13 protein-coding genes are annotated in these 13,200 nt (G+C 68.6%); 7 read left to right on the top strand and 6 right to left on the bottom strand.

The features are described from left to right. Window positions 1-3 precede the first annotated feature (3 nt). Window positions 4-984: a DUF6635 family protein gene (locus tag WC493_RS02280; RefSeq protein WP_373062088.1), complete on the top strand. Its 981-nt coding sequence runs from the start codon at window positions 4-6 to the stop codon at window positions 982-984. Here the strand turns inward: WC493_RS02280 and WC493_RS02275 are convergent. Together WC493_RS02275 and WC493_RS02270 are read right to left on the bottom strand one after the other, a co-directional pair. Further along, a complete protein-coding gene (locus tag WC493_RS02275; RefSeq protein WP_373062086.1) occupies window positions 981-1,352 on the bottom strand; it encodes a TfoX/Sxy family protein in 372 nt (123 codons plus the stop codon). The genes WC493_RS02280 and WC493_RS02275 overlap by 4 nt on opposite strands. After that, complete coding sequence (locus WC493_RS02270; protein WP_373062084.1) at window positions 1,349-3,325, bottom strand: VWA domain-containing protein; 1,977 nt, start codon at window positions 3,323-3,325, stop codon at window positions 1,349-1,351. The genes WC493_RS02275 and WC493_RS02270 overlap by 4 nt, the downstream gene beginning before the upstream one ends. Window positions 3,326-3,501: 176 nt before the next feature. Here WC493_RS02270 and WC493_RS02265 point away from each other — a divergent pair, with 176 nt between their 5' ends. The 4 genes from WC493_RS02265 to WC493_RS02250 all read left to right on the top strand — a co-directional run bounded on the left by WC493_RS02265 (window position 3,502) and on the right by WC493_RS02250 (window position 5,820). After that, complete coding sequence (locus tag WC493_RS02265; protein WP_373062082.1) at window positions 3,502-4,206, top strand: dienelactone hydrolase family protein; 705 nt, start codon at window positions 3,502-3,504, stop codon at window positions 4,204-4,206. A 10-nt stretch (window positions 4,207-4,216) separates the two neighbouring features. After that, window positions 4,217-5,191, top strand: a complete 975-nt coding sequence (locus WC493_RS02260) for a quinone oxidoreductase (protein WP_373062080.1) — start codon at window positions 4,217-4,219, stop codon at window positions 5,189-5,191. Window positions 5,192-5,260: 69 nt separating this feature from the next. Continuing rightward, the gene (locus WC493_RS02255) at window positions 5,261-5,458 is read left to right on the top strand and encodes a type II toxin-antitoxin system VapB family antitoxin (protein ID WP_373062078.1); all 198 of its coding nucleotides are present in this window, start codon (window positions 5,261-5,263) and stop codon (window positions 5,456-5,458) included. After that, the gene (locus tag WC493_RS02250) at window positions 5,455-5,820 is read left to right on the top strand and encodes a type II toxin-antitoxin system VapC family toxin (protein ID WP_373062076.1); all 366 of its coding nucleotides are present in this window, start codon (window positions 5,455-5,457) and stop codon (window positions 5,818-5,820) included. The genes WC493_RS02255 and WC493_RS02250 overlap by 4 nt, the downstream gene beginning before the upstream one ends. Before the next feature lie 4 nt (window positions 5,821-5,824). Here WC493_RS02250 and holA read toward each other — a convergent pair whose 3' ends face one another. The 4 genes from holA to WC493_RS02230 form a co-directional block, all read right to left on the bottom strand. Continuing rightward, window positions 5,825-6,862, bottom strand: coding sequence for a DNA polymerase III subunit delta (holA, locus tag WC493_RS02245; RefSeq protein ID WP_373062074.1), 1,038 nt, complete (start codon window positions 6,860-6,862; stop codon window positions 5,825-5,827). Between the two features lie 12 nt (window positions 6,863-6,874). Then, window positions 6,875-7,432: an LPS assembly lipoprotein LptE gene (gene lptE / locus WC493_RS02240; RefSeq protein WP_373062072.1), complete on the bottom strand. Its 558-nt coding sequence runs from the start codon at window positions 7,430-7,432 to the stop codon at window positions 6,875-6,877. A 3-nt stretch (window positions 7,433-7,435) separates the two neighbouring features. After that, complete coding sequence (gene leuS / locus WC493_RS02235) at window positions 7,436-10,006, bottom strand: leucine--tRNA ligase (protein ID WP_373062191.1); 2,571 nt, start codon at window positions 10,004-10,006, stop codon at window positions 7,436-7,438. 156 nt (window positions 10,007-10,162) lie between these two features. Beyond that, on the bottom strand, window positions 10,163-10,714 hold the full coding sequence (locus WC493_RS02230) for a DUF3576 domain-containing protein (protein ID WP_373062070.1): 552 nt from the start codon (window positions 10,712-10,714) through the stop codon (window positions 10,163-10,165). A 306-nt stretch (window positions 10,715-11,020) separates the two neighbouring features. Here WC493_RS02230 and WC493_RS02225 point away from each other — a divergent pair, with 306 nt between their 5' ends. Both WC493_RS02225 and WC493_RS02220 read left to right on the top strand, forming a co-directional pair. Continuing rightward, window positions 11,021-12,091: a porin gene (locus WC493_RS02225; RefSeq protein ID WP_373062068.1), complete on the top strand. Its 1,071-nt coding sequence runs from the start codon at window positions 11,021-11,023 to the stop codon at window positions 12,089-12,091. A gap of 106 nt (window positions 12,092-12,197) precedes the next feature. After that, window positions 12,198-13,052: a sulfotransferase domain-containing protein gene (locus tag WC493_RS02220; protein ID WP_373062066.1), complete on the top strand. Its 855-nt coding sequence runs from the start codon at window positions 12,198-12,200 to the stop codon at window positions 13,050-13,052. Window positions 13,053-13,200: the final 148 nt, after the last annotated feature.

Genomic DNA, 13,200 nt, shown 5'->3' with positions numbered 1-13,200 from the left:
ACGATGAGCGGCGCGGTTCTGGCCCTCGACCCGGCCGCCGCCCCGGCGATCGTCGACCGCGCCATCACCGCCTATGTCGCCGGCTGCCATGCCCGGGTGCCCGATTTCGTCGAGCGGCATTTTTCCGTCCGCGGCAGCCTCGCCCTGCATCGCCATGCGCTCGGCTGGGATCTCGCCCGGGCGCCGGCCAATCTCCTGCTCGCGGTGCCGCAGCTCGGCGTCCAGGCCGCCGCCGCGGGATTGCGCGGCCTGGGCGGGCGGGGGGCCGCGCGCCGCCTGGCCAAGCTCTCCCTGGTGCGGGAAACTGCGGTCGCCCGCGCCTTGGCCCGGGCGATCGAGCACGAACTCCTGCTGCTCGACCCCGACGATCCGACCCGGCCGGACGGCATGGCCCAGGCGCTCGCCGCCGATCCGACCGTGGCCGCCGCCTTCGACCTGATCGAGGCGGCCGCCGCGCGCAGCGCCGCCGACGGCGCCTTCCGCCGGCAGCTCGAACTCGCCCTGTCGCGCTATGCCGGCACCAGGGCGGCGGCGGCCGACATCGCCACTGCCCTGACCAGCATCGGCATCGGGGCGCTCGCGTTCAAGCAATTGACCCCCAGTCTGATTTCCCTCGGCCCCCTGCTGGCGGCGGCGATCGCGCAGAATGCCGCGGTCGCCGGCTTCCCGCTCGGCAGCGGGCTCGGCGGCCTCTGGTACGGCTGGTTTCCGGTCGCGCCGGGCACCGCCCTGGTCGCCGGGATCACCGGCAGCCTGTTGCTCGGGGCGGCCGTGCTGACCGCCTTTTCCGGCGTCCTGACCGATCCCGCGCAGAAGGCGCTCGGCCTGCACCGCCGCCGGCTCGACCGCCTGGTCGAAGCGGTCGGCCACGGTATCCGGACGGGCGAGGGCCTGGCCTTCAACCCGCGCGACCAGCTCGTCGCCCGCCTGGTCGACCTGATCGACATCGCCCGCACCGCGCACCGCCTGCTGAACGGCGCCTAACGCTTCTTCTTCGGCTTCTGCACGGCCCGTGCCGCCGCCAGCGCCCGTTCGGCCCAGGTGGCCAGCTCGTCGTCGTCGTCCAGGATCTCGACCGGGACCTCGTAATAGCTCGCCACCGTGACCTGGCGGAGCTTGGTCGAATAGCGGAAGGGTTCCGCGCCCCGGGCGGCGAAATCCGCGCGCATGGCATCGTCGACCCGGAAGTGCAGCACGCCGCGCAGCACCAGGGCGAAGGTGACACCGCCGAGCGACAGGCCGGCGCCCCCGAACAGGCGCTTCACCATCACATCCGCGAAGCGGCGGGGCGCCGTCCCCACCAGCCGGTCGGCGACTTCGAGCGCGAAGTCGCTGGATTCCCCGGGCGTCACGGCAGGCTCAGGGCGACCGGCGTCGGCTTGCCGGCCTCGACCGTGACCTCCGTCTCCGCCGTCTGTTCGCCGCTGGTGACCGTGACGGCATAGGTCCCGGCGGGCAGGATCCATAGCGGTTCGGCCTCGTAGGAACTGGTGACCTCCTGCTTCTCCTTGCCGGTCATGGCGTCGACCACCCGCGCCACGCTCCAATAGACGTCGGCCGTCGCCTTGATGCCGCCCCGGGTGACGCTGGCCCGGATCGCACCGGCGTTCAGATTCACCTGGGGCGTCATCGCCTTGCCGGCGCCGAGCTCGACCTCGACCCCCGCCTTGGCTTCGCCGGCCTGGGCTTCGACGTAATATTTGCCGGCCGGGACGCGCAGCACCGGCTCGAGATCGTAGCTGTCGGTCACCGGCTCGCCCCGCGCCCCGGAAAGATCGACAGCGGCCGGATAGACCGTCCAATGCAGGCCCTGGGTCGGCTTGGGCGCGCCGGGCGCGAAGATCGCGGTCGGCTTCAACACGCCGATGCCGACCACGAAGGTGAGCTTCTGCTGTGCCCCCGGCTTCACCTCGACCACCTGTTCCGCCCGGCCTTCGCCGAGCTCGGCGCGGATCCGGTAGGTGCCGGCGTTCAGGCGGAAGGTCGCGGTCGCGTCATAGGAATAGGCCACCATCTCTTCGCCTTCGAGGGGCAGGACTTTCCAGGCCACACCTTCGGTCGCGACCGGTTCCGTCTCGCTCGGCCGGGCCTCGACCGTGACCGAACCCGCGGCCAGGACGACCGAGACCTGCGTGGTCTCGCCCGCTTTCACGCTCGCCGTCGCCTCGCCCTTGGCGTCGCCGTGCTCGACCGTGATCCGGTAGCCGGCCCCGGCGGGCAGGACGAATTTCGGCTCGGCGTCATAGCTGTAGCCATGATCCTTGCCCTGGCCGTCGACGATCTTCCAGCCGAGCCCGTCCTTCAGCTTGGGTCCCCCCTCGCTCTCGCTGGCGGAGAGGGCGACGATGCCGGCCTGGAGGTCGACCACCACTTCCTGCTTCTCGGCGGTGACCTTCACCGGCTTCAGCACCACGGCGGCCCCCAGCGTGGCGCGCAGGATATAGTCGCCGGGCGACACCCGTTCCCCCGGGGTCCAGGTGGCGCCATAGAAATAATCGAGCGAATCGCCCAATTCCTCGCCCTCGCTGCCCGGCACGTCGGGGAAGAGTTCCCACATCAGGTGGTCGTCGGCGACCGGCTTGCCCGGCGCATAGACCGCCTTGAAGCTGGTCCTTGCCCGCACCGCAGGCGCGGGCGGCGGGGACGGCGGTGGTGCCGGCGGGGCCGCCGCCGGGGCAGACCCGGCCGCCGCGGCGACTGTCGTCAGGGCCGATTGCAGGCTGCCGGCGTCGCCCGCCTGGACGAATTTGCCGCCGGTCGCATCGGCGATGCATTGCAGTTGGTCGCGGGTCGCCTGGTCGCGGATGTCGAAGCCGACGACATGGGCGGTGAAGCCGACCCCCGCCGCCTCCAGTTCCTTGGCTACGGCGCAGGGATCTTCGCCGCAAGTCTCCATGCCGTCGGAGACCAGGATCACGGTCGCCTTTTCCTCGGCATATTTCAGCTCTTCGGCGGCCCGGCGGAGGCTCGCCGCGATCGGCGTCTTGCCTTTCGGGCTCAGCTTGGCGATCAGGTCGCGGATATGGGCGGCGTCGACCGGGCCGACCGGGACGACATCCTCGATGTCGTCGCAGGCGCCCTTGGTGCGGTGGCCATAGACCGTGAGACCGAGGGCGATCTTGCTGTCCCAGCCGGCCATCAGCCGGGCCACCGCATCCTTGGCGATGTCCCATTTGCTGCGGCCATCGATCTGCGCCCACATGCTGCCGGAAGCATCGAGCACCAGGATGGCCCGGCCTTGCGAATCGGCCCCGGCGCTGCCGGCACCGGCCGCCACGGCGAGGCCGAGAACGGCCGCCCCCGTCAGACGTCGCAATGCACTCATGTCATCCCCCCTCTGTTTCCCCAGGGGCTCGAAGCCTGCCACTCCGGGAAAGCCGCCGCAATCGGCCGTCGCCCGCCCTGTGACCACCGTCACGCCCCGAGCATCCGCCATGACAGGGCAACTTGCGGGCGCTAGCATCCCTCCGCCATCAGGCCAACGCCGACAGGGAGATCACCATGAGCAGCAAGTCCCTCACCATCCAGGCCAAGGACGGCGGCAGCTTCCAGGCCTATGTCGCCCGCCCCGCCTCGGCCGCTCCGGCGCCCGCGATCGTCGTGATCCAGGAAATCTTCGGCGTGAACGCGGTGATGCGTGGCGTCTGCGACTGGCTGGCCGGCGAAGGCTATGTCGCGATCTGCCCGGACCTGTTCTGGCGGATCGAGCCCGGCATCGACATCACCGACCAGAGCAAGGCCGAATGGGACCGCGCCTTCGCCCTCTTCTCCGCCTTCGACCGCGAGGCCGGCATCGCCGACATCGAGGCGACCCGGGCGGTCGCCGCGACGCTGCCCGGCACCACCGGCAAGGTCGGCGCGGTCGGCTATTGCCTGGGCGGCCACATGGCCTATCGCACCGCCTGCGAGACCGCGGTGGATGCCGCCGTCGGCTATTACGGCGTCGGCATCAACGAGGTGCTGGGCAAGGCCGCCGGCCTCCGCAAGCCGCTGATGCTCCATATCGCCGGCAAGGACGGTTTCGTGCCGCCCGAAGCCCAGGCCAAGATCAGGGAAGGCCTGGGCGCGAACCCCCTGGTCACGCTGCATACCTATGCCGAGCAGGACCACGCCTTCGCCCGCATCGGCGGCGCCCATTACGACAAGGCGGCAGCCGATCTCGCCAATGGCCGGACGCTCGCCTTCTTCGCCACCCATCTGGCCTGAGGCGGCGGCGATGGCCCAGGCGATCCGCCTCCACGGCTTCGGCGGCCCCGAAGTCCTCGCCCTCGAAGAGGTCGATCTGGCGCCGCCCGGCCCGGGCGAGGTGCGCCTGCGCCAGACCGCGATCGGCCTCAATTTCATCGACTGCTACCACCGCAGCGGCCTCTATCCCCAGCCCCTGCCGGCCGGGATCGGGCTCGAAGCGGCGGCGGTGGTCGAAGCGCTGGGACCGGGCGTCGCCGGCCTCGCCCCGGGCGACCGGGTGGCCTATTGCCTGGCCCCGATCGGCGCCTATGCGACCCATCGCAACTATCCGGCCGATCATCTGGTCAAGGTGCCGGACGGGGTTTCGGACCAGCAGGCCGCCTCGCTCATGCTCCAGGGCCTGACCGCCTGGTACCTGCTGCACCGGACCTACCCGGTGAAGGCGGGCGAGACCGTGCTGTTCCACGCCGCCGCGGGCGGTGTCGGCCTGATCGCCTGCCAATGGGCGCGGCATCTCGGCGTCCGCCTGATCGGCACCGCCGGCAGCCCGGAAAAGGCCGAACTGGCCAAGGCCCATGGCGCCGCCGAAGTGATCCTCTACCGCGCGGAAGACGTGCCGAAACGGGTCCGTGAACTGACCGGCGGCAAGGGCGTGCCCGTGGTCTATGATTCGGTCGGCAAGGACACCTGGGAAGGCTCGCTCGACAGTCTCGCCGTGCGCGGCCTGATGGTCACTTTCGGCAATGCTTCCGGCCCGGTACCGCCGGTCAGCCCCGGCGTGCTCTCGGCCAAGGGCTCGCTCTATCTGACCCGGCCGACTCTGTTCCACTATATCGGCGAGAAATCAGAACGCGACGACGCCGCCGCCAGCCTGTTCGACCTGGTCGCCCGCGGCGTGATCAAGACCAACGTGCGCCAGAGCTTCCCCCTCGCCGAAGCCGCCGCCGCCCACCGCGCCCTCGAAGCCCGGCAGACGGTAGGCTCGACCGTGCTGCTGCCGTAGGCCCTGGACTCGACCCGCACCCGCATCCATAGTCGCATCATTCGATGCATAGTTTGATGCGGGTGCGGCATGCGAACGACCATCACCCTTGATGACGACCTTCTGGCGGAGGCGCAGCGGCTCAGCGGCGTCGCCGATCGCGGGCAGTTGCTGCGCACCGCCCTCCAGGCCCTGATCGAGCGCGAGAGCGCACGCCGCCTGGCCCGTCTCGGCGGCACGGAACCCACACTCGAAGCGGTCCCCCGGCGGCGGGACGTCCCGGCGTGATCCTGGTCGACACCTCCGTCTGGGTCGACCATTTGCGGGCGGGCGACGCGCGACTGGTGGACCTGCTCGGACAGGGCCTCGTCGCCACCCATGATTTCATCATCGGCGAGATCGCCTGCGGCAGCCTGCGCAACCGGCGGGAGATCATCGCCCTGCTGTCCGGCCTGCCACGGCTCGACCCGATCACCGCCGCCGAAGCCCTGGCCTTCGTCGACTCCCACGCCCTGATGGGGCGCGGCATCGGCTATGTCGACGTCTGCCTGCTCGGCGCCGCCGTCCTCGCCGGCACCCGCCTGTGGTCCCGCGACCGACGCCTCGCCACCGTGGCGGAAAACCTGGGTTGCGGTTGGGCGCCCGATTGATCGCTTACCGCCGCCCGCTCCGGGCGGCGACGCCGGCGATGCGCATCAGGGCGCGGGCGGTCAGGGCGTCGGCCGGGTTGCCCGTTGTCTTGCTGTCCAGTTCCGCCTCGACCAGGAGGTCGACGGCATCGGCCAGGCGGTGGCCGGACCAGCGGTTGAGCTGGGCCTTGAAGGCGCGGTCGCGCGGGAAGCGCACCGGCGGCTTCAGCAGGCTGAGCGCCCGCTCGACCGAGGCGCCATTGTCGACCAGGCCGCGCGCCAATTGGAGCTGGAGCACCTGGCGGCTCACTGCGCGGAGCACGGTGATGGCATTCTCCCCCGCCTGGCGGCAGCGCTCCAGGCTCCGTTCGAGCCGCGCCATGTCGCCGCCGAGGCAGGCTTCGACGACATCGTCGATGCCGATGTCCGAGGCATCGCCGACCGCGTTCCGCACGTCTTCGAGGTTCACCCGCGTCGCCCCGGCGCCCATGTAGAGCACCAGCTTGTCGAGTTCGCTGCGGCTGAGCGCGCGGTCGGCGCCGAGCCTCTCGGCCAGCCAATGCTTGGCGTCGGGATCGATGCCGAGGCCGGCCTTGGCCAGCACCTGGTCGATCAGGTCGTCCAGGCTGCCGGCGTCGTCGGCATAACAGGCGATGGCGGCGCCATTGGCCGCCTCTTCCACGGCGCTGCGCAGCGTGCTGCGCCGGTTCGGCAGGTCACCCGCCTCGGCGACCACCAGGGCGTCGCCCGCCGGCGCCTCGAGGAAGGCCTGGATCAGCTTGGCGTGCTTGTCGGCGAGGTCGCGGAGCCGGACCACGCGGCGCCCGCCGATCATGGAGATGGCGGCCGCCTCGTCGGCCAGGCGGGCCGGATCGTCGTCGAGCGCGGCGCCGCTCAACTCGACCACGCGGAAGGGATCGTTCAGGTCCGGCACCACGCTTTTCGCCGCCAGGGCGGCGCGCTCGCGCACCAAGCCGCCGTCCGGCCCGAAGACGAGGACAAGGCGGACGGCCGGATCGGGCCGGGCCAGGAAACGGTCGATGGAGGCGCCGGCGAGCTTCATGCGAAGCCGCCGTCAGCGCCCACGGTTGGCTTCGAGGAAACTCGCCACGCGGGAGCGGATTTCGTCGGCGAGCTGGGTCGAGGCGCGGCGATAGGCGTCCTGCTGGGCGCTGATCGCGGCATATTCGGAAACCGGAATATTGTAGGCGGTGGTCGCCCGCGCCAATTCGTCCATCACACCCTGGCCGCTGGCGACATCGACCAGATGGATCTTGGCGCGCAGGGTGACGGTATAGCGGGTCACCGTGGCGTCGCTCTGGATCAGGCCGCCGAGCTCGTAAGTCTCCAGCGTGACGTCCAGGCGATAGCGCGGGTTCTGCGCCGAACGGCCGGCCGAGATGCGGTCGATCAGGTCGTTGCGCAAGACCTGGCCGGTGCGGTCCTTGCCGATCGGCGAGACCGCGACCGAGCCGAGCAGGGCCTCCGCCTCGGCCGAGGTCGATTCGCTGCCGTACATCGGCCGGAAGCCGCAGCCGGCGAGCGCCAGCACCGTGCCCAGCACGACGGCCGTCAGCAGCCGGGCGAGCGTGACCCGCCCGGGCTTGACCGGAACCGTCGAAGGAAGCGTCATGACTCAGACCACCAGGTTGACGATGCGACCGGGCACCACGATGACCTTGCGCACCGGGCGTCCGTCAATCGCTTTCTGCACCTGGTCCAACGCGAGGGCAAGCCGCTCCAGTTCTTCCTTGGGCAGATCCTTGGCCACGTTCAGCGTGCCGCGCAGCTTGCCCTGGACCTGGACGGCGATGGTCACCTCGTCGTCGGCGGCCAGCGCCGGATCGGCCTTGGGCCAGGGCGTCGCCACCAGCATGGTGCCGTGACCGAGCGCCAGCCACAGTTCCTCGGCCAGATGGGGCATCATCGGGGCGACGAGCTGGACCATCACTTCGAGCGCCTCGCGAATCGCCGCCGCACTCGCCCCGGTCTTGCCGAGGGCGGCGTCCTGCACCGCATTGGCGTATTCGTAGAGGCGGGCGACCGCCTTGTTGAAGTGGAATTCGTCGATGTCGGCGGTGACGCCGGCGATCGTCTTGTGGGTGGCACGGCGGAGCGGGCCGTCCTCGGCGCCATAAGCCGAATCACCCACGGGGCCGATTCGGGTCAGCCCTTCCGTGACCATGCGCCACAGGCGCTGGGTGAAGCGCCAGGCGCCCTCGATGCCGCCCTCGGTCCATTCCAGGTCGCGCTCCGGCGGGCTGTCGGACAGCATGAACCAGCGCGCCGTATCGGCGCCGTAACGTTCGATGATGTCGTCGGGGTCGACCACGTTCTTCTTCGACTTGGACATCTTCTCGACCCGGCCCTGGGTCACCGCTTCGCCGGTCTCGATCCGCACCAGCGCGCCCGAAGCGTCGGTCGTCACGTCGGCCGGGTTCAGCCACTCGCCGCCGGCCGACTTGTAGGTCGCGTGATTGACCATGCCCTGGGTGAACAGGCCGGCGAAGGGTTCGTCGATGCCGATATGGCCGGTCGCCCTCATCGCCCGCGTGTAGAAGCGCGAATAGAGCAGATGCAGGATCGCATGCTCGACACCGCCGATATATTGGTCGACCGGCAGCCAATAGTCGACCGCCTCGCGGTCGAAAGGCTGGTCGCTGCGGGGCGAGCAGAAGCGCGCGAAATACCAGGACGAATCGATGAAGGTGTCGAACGTGTCGGTCTCGCGCCGGGCCGGAGCGCCGCATTTCGGGCAGTTCACGTGCTTCCAGATCGGATGGCGGTCGAGCGGGTTGCCCGGCTGGTCGAAGCTGACGTCGTCCGGCAGGGTGACGGGAAGCTGGTCGTCCGGCACCGGCACCACGTCGCAGCGCTCGCAATGGATGACCGGGATCGGCGCGCCCCAATAGCGCTGGCGCGACACGCCCCAGTCGCGCAGGCGATAGGTCACCGTGCCCTGGCCGGCGCCCAGCTCGACGATCTTCGCGATCGCCGCCGCCTTGCCCTCGACCACGCCGAGACCGTCCAGGAAGCCCGAATGATAGAGCGTACCGTCGCCGGTATAGGCTTCGGTACCGACCGCGAATGTGGCCGGATCGGCGCCCGGCGGCAGCACCACCGGGGTCACTTCGAGGCCGTATTTCCGCGCGAAGTCGAGGTCGCGCTGGTCATGCGCCGGGCAGCCGAAAATGGCGCCGGTGCCATAATCCATCAGGACGAAATTGGCGATATAGACCGGCAGGGTCTCGTCCGCCAGGAACGGATGCTGGACCTCGAGCCCGGTATCGAAGCCGAGCTTCTCCGCCCGCTCGATCTCTTCTTCCGAGGTGCCGCCCTTGCGGCACTGGTCGCAGAAGGCGGCCAGCACGGGATCGGCCTTGGCCAGGGAAGCCGCGATCGGATGATCGGCCGCGATCGCCAGGAAGGCGGCACCGAACAGCGTGTCGGGCCGCGTCGTATAGACGTCGACCGATTCGGCCGGCGCGCCGCCCTTGAACTTGAAGGAAAGGCGCGCGCCCTCGGACTTGCCGATCCAGTTCTCCTGCATCAGGCGGACCTTGCCGGGCCAGCGCTCCAGCGTCTTCAGGCCCTCGATCAGCTCGTCGGCGAAATGGGTGATCTTCAGGAACCATTGGACCAGCTTGCGCCGTTCCACGAGCGCGCCGGAGCGCCAGCCGCGGCCGTCGATCACCTGCTCGTTGGCGAGCACCGTATGGTCGACCGGGTCCCAATTGACCATGGCTTCCTTGCGGTAGACGAGGCCGGCCTTCAGGAAGTCGAGGAACAGCTTCTGCTCGTGCCGGTAATATTCCGGATGGCAGGTCGCGATCTCGCGGCTCCAGTCGAGCGACAGGCCCATCGATTTGAGCTGGGCGCGCATGGCCGCGATGTTCTTGTAGGTCCATTCGCCGGGATGGACCTTGCGCTCCATCGCGGCATTCTCTGCCGGCATGCCGAAGGCGTCCCAGCCCATCGGGTGCAGCACGTTGAAGCCCTGCGCCCGCTTGTAGCGCGCCACGACGTCGCCCATCGCATAATTGCGGACATGGCCCATATGGATGCGCCCCGAGGGATAGGGGAACATCTCGAGGACGTAGTATTTCGGTCGGCTGCGGTCTTCGCCGGCGCGGAAGGCGTCGGCGGCTTCCCAGGCGGCCTGCCACTTCGATTCGGCGGCGCGCGGGTTGTAACGCTCGTTCGACATGGGGAAGATCGGCTCTCTGACGCTGCCCTGCAGCGATGACGCGAAGGTGCCAGAGATATAGGGCGAGGCCTTCGCGCCTGGCAAGCGATCCGTCCGCCGCCCGCCGATTCCCCCTCCTCCGGCCGGACGGCCGAAGGAGAGAGGGCGATCCGACGATTACTGCCCGATGCTCTGGATACGGAGCTGGCGGGCGCGGGTCAGAATGGCGTTTTCGAGCTGGCCCACGGTCTCGGCCGACACGGGCACGTCGATCCACTGGCGCTCGGGGCCGATCTGCTGGCGGAACAGCGCGACCTTCAGGCCGTCGGCGCGGAGCCGGCGGTCGAGGATGTAGACGGTCGCCTTCATGCGCTCCGACGGCCGGTCGGGCGAGGAATACCAGTCGGTGATGATGACGCCGCCGAAGGGATCGGCCGAAGCCAGCGGCATGAACGACAGGGTGTCGAGCGAGGCGCGCCACAGCAGGGCGTTGACACCGATGCCGCTCGCCCCCGGGTCCTCGTTCTTCTTGTCACCGCCGAACAGGACGACGCCGTCGGGCCCGAACAGGCCGCCTTCAGGCGGCGCATTGGGATCGGGGTTGGGGTTGCTCTTACCGGATGCCGTGGTGGTCGGATAGGTGGCCTCGGTCTCGATCGGCCCGCAGGCCGCGGCCGCGAGCGCCATCGTCATGGAAGCGAGCGCCGCGCCCCAACGCAGTCGGTTCATCAAAATGTCCTCATCGTCACTTTGCCGCATCGCCCGGCCCAGCCCTTCATTAAGGGATGCCCGGCGCCAAGGCAATGGCACTACTGGGCGAAAGCGGCCTGAATCCGCCGCAACCGGGCCGCGGACCACGCCCCGGCCACTGTTACGCATCTGCAACAGAGACTTTTCAATGTCAGCTTCCCGTAAGCCAGAGGGCGCCTTTTGCTTGACCCGGCGAGGGTGGTGGAAATTCTATCTCCAGTCAGATCCAAGTTCGGATCGCCCGGGGACCACTCCCGGCAACCTCGCTGACTAATTGAGGGGATGATGAAAAAGCTTCTTCTGGGCACGACGGCCCTTGCCACTGCCGCCCTGCTCTCCGCCGGCGCTTCCGCCGCCGAGGGCCCGAAGGTGACCGTGTCCGGCTTCTACACCGGCGTCCTGATGGCCGGCGACGACGGCATTCCCAGCGACCGCAACGTCTCGCTCGACACCTGGAACACCGAAGTCCACTTCAACGCCGAAGGCACCGCCGCCAACGGCCTGACCTACGGCGCGCACATCGAGCTGGAAGGCACCTCCACCAACGACCAGATCGACGAGAGCTTCATGTACCTGAAGGGCGGCTTCGGCCAGCTCATCATCGGTAACGACGATCCGGTCGGCGAAAAGATGGGCTACATCTCGCCCGCTCCGGACGCCTACGGCATCCTGTCGGTGAACTCGCCGAACTACAACTTCTCGGGCGCGACCGTCACGACCGTGAACGAATTCGGTGGCGACGCCTCGAAGGTCATCTACATCTCGCCGCAGCTCTCGGGCTTCCAGTTCGGCCTGTCCTACTCGCCGGACAGCTGCGAGGACAACAACGCGGCCGCCGGGAGCCCCTGCAACAACGGCGGCTTCGAGGCGGACAACAACGCGGGCGCCGGCAATGGCCAGCAGTTCGCTGCTGCCCTGGCGTTCTCGAAGGAGTTCTCGGGCGTGAACCTCGGCCTGTCGGCGACCTACTCGTGGAACGAGTCGGAAGGCGCCGGCCTGAAGGACGTCACCCTGTACGGCTTCGGCGCCAATGTCGGCGCTCCGGTCGGTGCGGGCACGGTGACCCTCGGCGGCTCCTACCTGGCGACCAAGAACCTCGGTGGCTTTAAGGACGTGGACGCCGACGCCTTTGACGCCGGTCTCCAGTACGCTCAGGGCCCGTGGACCGTCGGCGTGCAGTCGGCCTGGTACAGCGATGACGGCACCAACGACGACATCTACGCGGTGTCGTTCGGCGGCGGCTACGAAGTGGCCACTGGCCTCGGCGTGTCGGCCGGTATGATCCACTACGACCGTCAGCGGAACGTCGGCTCCGACGCCAACGTGTTCCTGGTCGGCACCAAGCTGTCCTTCTGATCCCTCTCGGATCCGAAGAGAGAGGGCGGGGGTTTCCCCCGCCCTCTTTTTTTGTTTCGCTCTAGCGATCGAACGGCGGTTCATGACGCCGACTGTGGAGGATGACATGGGTGGTCTGGTCTGGCTGGCGTCCTATCCGAAGTCGGGCAACACTTGGCTGCGTACCTTCCTGCACCACCTGCTGCTGAACCCGAGCCAACCCCTGCCGCCGGACGAATTGATCCGCTTCACCCTCGGTGACCACCACCGCGCTTGGTACGACAAGGCGGCCGGGGCCTCGACCTGGGGCTGGCCCGAGAGCGAGATCTCGAAACTGCGTCCGCGGGCCCAGGCCCTCATGACCGGCGCCTTCCCGGATTCGGTCTTCGTGAAGACCCATTCGATTCTATCTGCCGTCGACGACGTGCCGCTGATCTGCCCGGAGGTCACCACCGGCGCCATCTATGTGGTGCGCGATCCGCGCGACGTGGTGATCTCCGCCGCCGACCACTACGGCCTGACCATCGACGAAATGATCGACCGGATGAATTCGCCGACCTCCACCACCGGCGGCACACGGGATTCGGTGGTCACCTATCACGGCACCTGGTCGGCCCATGTCCGCAGTTGGACCCATGCGCCGATGCCCGGTTTCCTCGCCCTGCGTTACGAAGACATGGAGCAGAAGCCGCTGAAGACTTTCGGCGGCATCGCCCAATTCCTGGGCCTGAAACCCCCGCGTGAGCGGCTGGAGCGGGCGATCCGCTTTTCCTCCTTCAAGGTCGTGCAGAATCAGGAAGCCCGTCACGGCTTCCGGGAGCGCAGCGAGCATTCGCAGCGCTTCTTCCGCGTCGGCAAGTCCGGCCAGTGGAAAAACAAGCTGACACCCGAGCAGGTCGCCCGCATCGAGCACGACCATGGCACCCAGATGCAGCGCTTCGGCTACCTCGATGCGGAGTCGCTGGCTGCCAATGCCGGCTGACCGCTGCGGATCGGAATACCGACAATCCGTCAATTACTGCAGTGCCGCAGGAATGCTTATGAATTTCCCGCCTCGAATATTACGCAGTTGCGAAACATAAATGTAAAAATTTGGTCATTTCGACCTTAGTAGTGTGGCTTCCCTGGCA

The sequence above is a fragment of the Zavarzinia sp. genome (genome assembly GCF_041650655.1).
In the GTDB taxonomy this organism is placed as follows: Bacteria; Pseudomonadota; Alphaproteobacteria; order Zavarziniales; family Zavarziniaceae; genus Zavarzinia.
This window is presented reverse-complemented; position numbering and strand designations above follow the sequence as displayed.

Coding starts and splice junctions, on each gene's coding strand:
- lptE (WP_373062072.1), bottom strand. CDS start 7,432: ATGACGCTTCCTTCGACGGTTCCGGTCAAGCCCGGGCGGGTCACGCTC.
- leuS (WP_373062191.1), bottom strand. CDS start 10,006: ATGTCGAACGAGCGTTACAACCCGCGCGCCGCCGAATCGAAGTGGCAG.
- WC493_RS02280 (WP_373062088.1), top strand. CDS start 4: ATGAGCGGCGCGGTTCTGGCCCTCGACCCGGCCGCCGCCCCGGCGATC.
- WC493_RS02270 (WP_373062084.1), bottom strand. CDS start 3,325: ATGAGTGCATTGCGACGTCTGACGGGGGCGGCCGTTCTCGGCCTCGCC.
- WC493_RS02255 (WP_373062078.1), top strand. CDS start 5,261: ATGCGAACGACCATCACCCTTGATGACGACCTTCTGGCGGAGGCGCAG.
- holA (WP_373062074.1), bottom strand. CDS start 6,862: ATGAAGCTCGCCGGCGCCTCCATCGACCGTTTCCTGGCCCGGCCCGAT.
- WC493_RS02225 (WP_373062068.1), top strand. CDS start 11,021: ATGAAAAAGCTTCTTCTGGGCACGACGGCCCTTGCCACTGCCGCCCTG.
- WC493_RS02260 (WP_373062080.1), top strand. CDS start 4,217: ATGGCCCAGGCGATCCGCCTCCACGGCTTCGGCGGCCCCGAAGTCCTC.
- WC493_RS02230 (WP_373062070.1), bottom strand. CDS start 10,714: ATGAACCGACTGCGTTGGGGCGCGGCGCTCGCTTCCATGACGATGGCG.
- WC493_RS02265 (WP_373062082.1), top strand. CDS start 3,502: ATGAGCAGCAAGTCCCTCACCATCCAGGCCAAGGACGGCGGCAGCTTC.
- WC493_RS02220 (WP_373062066.1), top strand. CDS start 12,198: ATGGGTGGTCTGGTCTGGCTGGCGTCCTATCCGAAGTCGGGCAACACT.